This window comes from Haloechinothrix alba (assembly GCF_900188115.1).
Taxonomy (GTDB): Bacteria; Actinomycetota; Actinomycetes; order Mycobacteriales; family Pseudonocardiaceae; genus Haloechinothrix; species Haloechinothrix alba.
Window position 1 is genome coordinate 24,233 of sequence record NZ_FZNW01000030.1, and the last position, 6,706, is coordinate 30,938.

7 protein-coding genes and 1 pseudogene are annotated in these 6,706 nt (G+C 71.0%); 1 reads left to right on the forward strand and 7 read right to left on the reverse strand.

Annotated features, from left to right (window positions below; genetic code table 11):
- Window positions 1-19 precede the first annotated feature (19 nt).
- Genes nudC through CHB84_RS20565 form a run of 3 tightly spaced genes read right to left on the reverse strand, consistent with a single transcriptional unit; the run spans window position 20 to window position 3,707 of the window.
- The gene (nudC, locus tag CHB84_RS20555; RefSeq protein WP_089303308.1) at window positions 20-997 is read right to left on the reverse strand and encodes an NAD(+) diphosphatase; all 978 of its coding nucleotides are present in this window, start codon (window positions 995-997) and stop codon (window positions 20-22) included.
- A complete protein-coding gene (locus tag CHB84_RS20560) occupies window positions 997-2,397 on the reverse strand; it encodes a M16 family metallopeptidase (protein WP_089303309.1) in 1,401 nt (466 codons plus the stop codon). Before CHB84_RS20560 ends, nudC begins: the two co-directional genes overlap by 1 nt.
- Window positions 2,394-3,707, reverse strand: coding sequence for a M16 family metallopeptidase (locus CHB84_RS20565; RefSeq protein WP_089303310.1), 1,314 nt, complete (start codon window positions 3,705-3,707; stop codon window positions 2,394-2,396). Before CHB84_RS20565 ends, CHB84_RS20560 begins: the two co-directional genes overlap by 4 nt.
- Window positions 3,708-3,811: 104 nt before the next feature.
- Between CHB84_RS20565 and CHB84_RS20570 the strand changes: the two genes are divergently transcribed.
- Complete coding sequence (locus tag CHB84_RS20570; protein WP_089303311.1) at window positions 3,812-4,798, forward strand: neutral zinc metallopeptidase; 987 nt, start codon at window positions 3,812-3,814, stop codon at window positions 4,796-4,798.
- Here the strand turns inward: CHB84_RS20570 and CHB84_RS20575 are convergent.
- The 4 genes and pseudogenes from CHB84_RS20575 to CHB84_RS20590 form a co-directional block, all read right to left on the reverse strand.
- Window positions 4,791-5,240 (reverse strand): hypothetical protein, encoded by a 450-nt coding sequence (locus CHB84_RS20575; protein WP_089303312.1) that lies wholly within the window; start codon window positions 5,238-5,240, stop codon window positions 4,791-4,793. The genes CHB84_RS20570 and CHB84_RS20575 overlap by 8 nt on opposite strands.
- A 57-nt stretch (window positions 5,241-5,297) precedes the next feature.
- Window positions 5,298-5,849, reverse strand: coding sequence for an FAD-dependent oxidoreductase (locus CHB84_RS20580; protein ID WP_089303313.1), 552 nt, complete (start codon window positions 5,847-5,849; stop codon window positions 5,298-5,300).
- Window positions 5,850-5,922: 73 nt separating this feature from the next.
- A pseudogene (locus CHB84_RS24090) lies at window positions 5,923-6,171 on the reverse strand (hypothetical protein); the annotation flags it as partial.
- Window positions 6,172-6,223: 52 nt separating this feature from the next.
- Window positions 6,224-6,706 (reverse strand): DUF222 domain-containing protein (locus CHB84_RS20590; RefSeq protein WP_141134756.1); only part of this gene is annotated, 483 nt, incomplete at its 5' end.

Consider the following 6,706-nt stretch of genomic DNA (forward strand, 5'->3'; position numbering starts at 1 on the left):
GCTGCGTGGCGTGCTCACGTCACGCGCGAGCCCAGTCACGCAGCATGACACGCGCTATCGAGGAGTTACCCGGCAGGCGCAGCGGGTCGTCGCCGTCGAACGCGGCGCGCACCCGCTCGCGGCTGAACCACTGCGCGTCCTCGATCTCCCCGTCGGCGGGCTGCAGCGGGCAGGAGCCGTCGGCGCGCGCGGCGAAACCCAGCATGATCGAGCGGGGAAACGGCCACGGCTGGCTACCGAGGTAGCGGATGTCCCGGACGTCCACGCCGACCTCTTCCCGGACCTCCCTGGCCACGCAGGACTCCAACGACTCCCCCGCCTCCACGAAACCCGCGAGTACCGAGTACCCACCGCGTGGCCACTGCGGCTGCCTGGCAAGCAGCACGTGCTCGCCGTTGGTTCCCCTGTCGTCGTGCACGAGGCAGATCACCGCTGGATCGGTGCGCGGGTACTCCTCCCTGCCGCAGGACGCGCAGCGCGATACCCACCCGAACTGGGCCAGCTCGGTGGCGCCGCCGCATTTCACGCAGAACCGCGCGCGCCGGTGCCAGTTCCGCAGGGCCAGCGCCGTGGTGAACAGGCCAGCACCCGCGTCGTCGAGGTCGGCCCCGTGCTCGCGCAGCCCGACCCACAACTCGCCGTCGGCGACCACGTTCTCCACCTGCGCGCCGAACCGACCCGGCATCGGTACTGCTTCGCCGCCGGTAGCGTCCCTGTCGGCGAGTGCCCAGTAGTCGACGCCGCCCGACTCGCCCAGGAAGATCGACTCCGGCGGAGGGACGTCACCGTAGTCGCTGGCCTGCCGCAAGGCGAGGCGCTCAGCAGTACCGTCGTCACCGTGCGGTACGGGAGCGCGCCCCTTGCTGTCCAGCAGCAGCACCCGCGCATTCGGCCAGCGGGCGCGAAGCCGCTCGGCGTCGGCGCGCAGCGCCTCGTGCCGATCCACCGCGACCCGGGACAGCGCGGGAACGTCCGAGAGCTGGAACGGAACGCTCATCAGCCCTGCTCGTCGACCGTGACCCCGCCGAGCGCGGTGAGCCCGCGCCGTACCGTTTCCGGGTCACCGACGACGACCCCGGTGAACCGGGACGGGGCGAAGAACTCGATGGCCGCCTCGGCGATGTCCTCGGCCGAGGTGTCGGCCAACCGCCCGGGATGCGCGGTGAGCCAGTCGGCGCCGAGCCCGGCGTCGGCGAGCGCGACCAGCTGGTTGGCCAGCCCGGTCTGCGACGCGGTCCCGATCAGCAACGAGCCGATCGCGTACTGCCGCACCGCGTCCGCTTCCTGCTCGGTCGGCGGGACCAGCCCGAGCCTGCCGAGCTCGTAGCGTGTCTCCAGCAGCGCGGCGGCGGTCACCTCGCTTGCGGTGTCCGCGTCCACGACCAGCGTCGCGGAGTCACCGGTGAAGTCGAACCCGGAGTGCGCGCTGTAGGTGTAGCCCTTGTCCTCGCGGATGTTCTCGACGAGGCGGGAGGAGAAGTACCCGCCGTAGGCGAGGTTGGCCAGCTGCAGCGCGGCGTACCTCTCGTCGGTGCGCGGCACGGCCTGCGCGGACAGCCTGATCTGCGACTGCACGGCTCCGGGCCTGCTCACCAGCCGGATGTCGGCACCGCTCACCCGCGGGACGGGTTCGATCCGGGAGGCCGAAGCTCTCGCGTCCCAGCCGCCGAGGGCGCGCTCGACATCGGCGACGACCGTATCCGGGTCGATGTCGCCGACCAGCACCATGACCGAGCCGCTCGGCAACACCCCGGCACCGTGCAGGGCGCGCACGTCCTCTGCCGTCACCGCCGCGACATCGGCGGCCTCGGGAACCTCGCGCGTGGCAGGGTGGTCGCCGAAGCGCTTGCGCTGCAGGGCCTCGCGCGCGATCACCCGCGGCTGGGTGCGAGCCACAGCCAGCCGCTCGGTCAGCCGGTCCCGCTCCCTGGCGACCTCGGCCTCGGCGTACGTCGCCCCCGTCAGTACGTCGGCGAGCACGTCAAGCAGTGTCGGCAGCCCCTCTGCGAGCGCGCTGCCGCTCAACGACAGGTACTCCGGGCCGACAACCGCGTTCAGCTCACTGCCGATCAGCGCGAGGTCGGTGTCGATCGCCACGCGGTCCCGGCGCGCCGTTCCGGTCAGCATGGACTCGGCGAGCACCTCGGCGCGCGCGCTGTGCATCGGGTCCGTCCCGCCGAACGGGATGTGGACCCGCAGCTCCACCATAGGCACGTTGGACTTGCGCACCGCGAGCAGGCGCAGCCCGTTGCCGAGGACCGTGTCGGTTACCGCCAACTCCGCGGCGGCGCGCTGGTCGCCGAGCCCGGGCAGCGGTCGCGGCCCGTGCGGGGTGGTGCCGATCTCCTCGGCACTGCGGTGCGCCCCCTGCTGCGGCTGCGCGGATGTCCCGGTCACTGCGCTCCCTCCGTGTCGTGCGTGGCGTTCTGCGAGTTCGAGCTCGGCTCGACGAACAACACCGCTCGTGAGTCGGGCCGCAGGGCCTTCGCGGCGGCCGCGACGTCCTCCGGGGTCACCGCACCGATACGCGCGGGGAGGTCGTGAATGAGCGCCGGGTCCCCGTAGAGCAGCTCGAACGAACCGAGCGCCAGCGTCCGCGAGACGATCCGGTCGTTCTCGCCGTGCAGCGCGGCCGTCCACCGTGCGGTGGCCTTGGACAGCTCGGCCTGCTCAGGGGGGCGGGAGGCGAGCGTGTCCAGCTCGTCGTCCAACGCATCCAGCACACGCTGCGCAGGCACATCCGCAGGGTGGATCGCCGTCACCGAGAAGGTGTCCGGGTCCCTCGCCTCGAACGGGCCGAACAGGCCTGCCTCCGCGTTGATGTCGCTGACCAGCGCGTCGGAGTGCACCAGGCGCTGCTGCAGGCGCGCACCCTCCCCCTCGGCCAGCACGCTGGCGAGCACGATGTTGGCCAGGTAGCTGTCCATCTCCTCGATCGGGTCGTCCATCCGGTACCCCACGGCCAGTGCAGGTAGCGGGGCGTGCGGATCGACATGCGTATCACGCTTCTCGGTGCCGGGCCGCGGCTCGGCGAAGGACGGGCGGTGCGGCACCTGCCGCGCGGGCACGTCGGCGAAGTGCTTGTCGATCAGCTCGCGGGCACGATCCGGGTGGAAGTCGCCTGTGACGGTGAGAACGGCATTCGCAGGCGCGTAGTAGGCGTCGAAGAACGCCGCGCAGTCGTCGAGCGTGGCCTGCTCGAGGTCGGTGAAGTCGCCGTAGCCGTTGTGCGCGTTCGGGAAGGTCTCGTACAGCACCGGCGGAAGCAGGATCCACGGGAACCCCCCGTACGGGCGATTGAGCACGTTGAGCCTGATCTCTTCCTTGACGACGTCGATCTGGTTCGCCAGGTTCTCCTCGGTCAGCTTCGGTGCCCGCATCCGGTCCGCCTCGAGGAACAGCGCACGCTCCAACGCCGCCGAGGGCAGCACCGCGAAGTAGTCGGTGTAGTCCGGATGCGTCGAACCGTTGAACATCCCCCCGCTACCCTGGATGTGGCGGAAATGCGCGAGCTTGGCCAGGCTCTCGCTTCCCTGGAACATCAGGTGCTCGAAGAGGTGCGCGAACCCGGTGCGCCCTTCCGGTTCGGACCGGAATCCCACGTCGTAATGCACGCTCACGCCGACGACCTGGGTCGTGGTGTCCGGCGCGAGTACGACGCGCAACCCGTTGTCGAGCCTGTACCGGTGCAACTCGCCTGCTCCCATGGCCTCCACCCTACTGACCCGGCAGGGTGGCTGCGCCAAGCGCCGTCACAACACTCGATACCCTGGAGCAGGCAGCGTGCACCATCCCCAGCGAGGACCGGCAGATGACGACTCCCAGGCGTGGCACGGCCGGCGACCCCGACACGGGCAAGCCGGACGTCTCCACCGGTACGCGAGGCTGGCCGTTCGGGCACCGTGCCGCCCTGAGCGCCTGTGTCGTGCTGATGATCGCCGGCCTGGTGGTGGTCGCCGTCACCGGCGGTAGCGAGGAGCCCGTCCCTGGCGACCCTCGGGCCGCCGAACCGCCATCGGTGGCCGAGCCGCCCCCGAGTTCACCCGGCCAGGGAGCCGCGGGTTCGGCCGACACCAGTGCCGAGCCGGTACTCGCGCTCGACGACCACCCGTTGCTGCAGGACGAGCAGGTCGGGCTGCCGAACCTCGAGTGTTACCTGCCGGAATGGCGCAGCACCCAGGAGGCGGCCGAGGAGTTCTTCCGCGCCGCGACCGCGTGCCTCGACGAGGCGTGGGAACCGGTGCTGCAGGCACACGACCTGCCGTTCCAGTCGCCGGAGCTGATCTTTCCTACCGGTTCCGAGTTCGACAGCGAGTGCGGCACCATCTCGGTCGGCGTCCAGACGGCCGCGTACTACTGCGAGGGAGAGCTGTTCCTGCCGTTCGAGGGGCTGCAGACCCAGCAGTACGGCAACAACCCCGGTGTGTACCTCGCACTGCTCGCCCACGAGTACGGGCATCACGTGCAGGACCTGGCGGGGATCATGGAAGCGGCCTGGGACGAGATCTACCGGGAAGGCAGGAACACCTCGGCCGGCCAGGAGCTGCACCGCCGCATGGAGCTGCAGGCGCAGTGCTTCTCCGGCATGTTCCTCGGTTCCCATGTCGAGCGTGGCACGGTCACCCGGGACGCCTACGACAACGCGTGGTCGGACCAGGCCACTCGCGGGGACGATACCTCCGGCGGCCGTGACCACGGGAGCAACGAGAACTACGCGACGTGGTGGCGCACGGGAGCGCAGGACAACCGCATCGCCGAGTGCAACACCTTCACGGCCACCAGCGAGTCGGTCAGGTGACGCGACCGCCGGCGCGCGTGATCACCGAGGCGTAGGCGGCCCCGCCGAGGCAGCTCAGCGCGACGAGCACCAACCCCACCGGCCGGTACCAGTGATGGTACTGCTCGGCGACGTCGGCGCTGTAGACCTTCTCGCCCGACTCCGGGACGGCGATATCGATACGCTCGTCCTCACCGTGCCCGCAGGCGTCCAGCGGCGCCTCGCGACGGTCGGCGCCCGCGCTGAACTCCACGACCGCCGTGGCGTTCGGCTCGCTGCACGGAGCGGACTCCACGACGGTCGCCTCGACCACCCGGCCATCGATGCTCGGTGGGCCCGCGAAGAGGCCCGGCCCGAACCACCACACGGCGAAGACCACCACGATCCCCACGAACCCGGCGGCCAGCAACGCACCGGAACGCATCTCCGCGTCCCGATCGCCATGCACCTGCCGTTCGCGCACGCCCACGATCCTTACAGATGACCCTGCCACACGCCCACTCGAAACCGGTTGAAGCGCTCACTCCCGCGGGGGAGTGTCCCAGTCCTGGATGTCCTTGCCGGCTTCGCGCGCCAGGATGTCCAGCGCGGCTGTCGCCCCTGCACCCGCGGAGATCACCGCCTGGCTCCGGTTCGGGCGGGTGAGTCTGCCCGCGGCGTACACCCGGTCGACGCTGGTGCGGTACTCGGTGTCGACGAGTACGCGCGTCTCGTCCACGTCGGCGCCGAGCTCCTCGGCGAGGCCGCGTGCGCGCTTGCCCGCCGCGAGCACCACGTAGTCCGCCTCGGTGGCACCGGACTCGGACCGCACCACGAACCGGCCGTTCTCGGCGGCGACGCCGGTGACCTCCGCGTCATGCAGCTCGGCGCCGAACCCGGTGACCTGCTCGCGCGCCACCGCCTGGAACGCCGATCCGTTGATCTCGCCGATACCCAGGTAGTTGTGCAGCTGGGCGCTGTGCATCGCCGTCTTGTCCTGACCGAAGACCACCGCGCGATGGTCGTTCTTGGCCAGCAACAGCGCCGCGCTCAACCCAGCCGGTCCGTCTCCGACAATTGCGACCGTGCTCATGACAGCTCCTCACCTCACGACTCATCGGGCAGTCGGCCGGCACGCCGACGCCGGTCATTCGCAACGTAGTAGATCACGCACGGCAGGGCGTGACACGGCTCGGTACGCGGGCCCGCCCCGGCCGGCCGGGTGCGTGCGCCGCCTCCCGCGTTCGTTCATTCCCGGCGGGTTCGCGTTGCCGGGGGATCGCGGGTTCGAGCCAGGGTGGTGGGGTGCAGTAGGGTTTGCCGCCCGAGCCCATGTGGATGTTCCACTCGGAGTGGTGGATCAGCCGGTGGTGTTCACCGCACAGCAGGGCGAGGTTGTGCAGGTCGGTGGGGCCGCCTTCGCTCCAGTGCTGAACGTGGTGCGCGTGGCACCAGCCCTCGGGCCGATCACACCCCGGGCTGTGCTAGTGCGGGGACACCCCGCACCCCCGAGCTGCACCCCCTGTCGCGCAACGCGAGGGCGCGGCGCTGGGCGGTGGAGACCAGCCGCTGCTCGCGCCCCAGATCCAGCACCTCGCCCTTGGTTCCGAGCACGGCGGGGATCACCCCCGCGTCACAGGCATACCGGCGGGCGGCCTCGGCGGTGACCGGCACGTCCTGGTTCAACAGCCCGGTCGCGCCCGGCAGCCCGTCGGCGCACAGCTCGCGCAGGCCGATGGTGACCACGATGCGCGGGCGCTCGCCGCCCTCGGCCGGCAGGGTGCCCGCCCGCAGGGAGTGGTCGGCCAGCTCGGCCAGCGCGTCGCCGTACCGCTGCGCCGGATCGCGCTCATCGACCCCGTGCTCGCCGGAGGGGCGGGGCTTGGCCAGCGGGCTCAACACCGCCTCCAACGCCTGACCCGCCTCCGCATCCAGCACCCCGACCAGGCC

Excerpts from the sequence above, each read along its gene's own strand:
- nudC (WP_089303308.1), bottom strand. The coding sequence starts at position 997 with ATGAGCGTTCCGTTCCAGCTCTCGGACGTTCCCGCGCTGTCCCGGGTC.
- CHB84_RS20565 (WP_089303310.1), bottom strand. The coding sequence starts at position 3,707 with ATGGGAGCAGGCGAGTTGCACCGGTACAGGCTCGACAACGGGTTGCGC.
- CHB84_RS20570 (WP_089303311.1), top strand. The coding sequence starts at position 3,812 with ATGACGACTCCCAGGCGTGGCACGGCCGGCGACCCCGACACGGGCAAG.
- CHB84_RS20580 (WP_089303313.1), bottom strand. The coding sequence starts at position 5,849 with ATGAGCACGGTCGCAATTGTCGGAGACGGACCGGCTGGGTTGAGCGCG.